This is a genomic window from Brevibacterium sp. S111, from assembly GCF_004745075.1.
Classification (GTDB): domain Bacteria; phylum Actinomycetota; class Actinomycetes; order Actinomycetales; family Brevibacteriaceae; genus Brevibacterium.
In genome coordinates, this window is the sequence record NZ_RHFH01000069.1 from 1 (window position 1) to 584 (window position 584).

A 584-nucleotide genomic window follows, 5' to 3' on the forward strand; every position below is an offset into this window, starting at 1 on the left:
ACAAGGTAGCCGTACCGGAAGGTGCGGCTGGATCACCTCCTTTCTAAGGAGCACACATTCAGATCCCCACCGTCAGGAACCGTTCGTGTTCCTGGGTGGGTTGCTCATGGGTGGAACATCACAACTTTCGCTCGTCCACTCAGCGTTGTCGGGGTGAGTGCCTCGTCGATGTATGGGTATGAGGATGGGCTAGAACAGGCACGTTATTGGGTCCTGGAATCACAAACCCCGACAGTGGTTGGGTGTGGTTTCAACCAGCAGGACCGACCCGCTTCACGGGCAGCCACGGCAGTGGTCTGGTTTGTGGGTGGTGTTTGGTAGTGGTTTGAGAATCGTATAGTGGACGCGAGCATCAATGCTGCAGCCCTTGTGGGGTTGTGGTGTTATGTAATGTGATTTTTCTTGTCATCATCTTGTGTGATTGAAAGACAATATTTCGCGTACACGCCGCCAACCCTTTGGGGTGTGGTGAGTGTGTAAGAGCGCATGGTGGATGCCTTGGCATCAGGAGCCGATGAAGGACGTGGAAATCTGCGATAAGCCTCGGGGAGTCGATAAACGGGCGTTGATCCGAGGATGTCCGA

1 rRNA gene is annotated in these 584 nt (G+C 54.1%); it reads left to right on the forward strand.

What is annotated here, in order from left to right:
• Nucleotides 1-466: 466 nt before the first annotated feature.
• A 23S ribosomal RNA gene (locus EB836_RS18085) occupies nucleotides 467-584 on the forward strand; the annotation flags it as partial.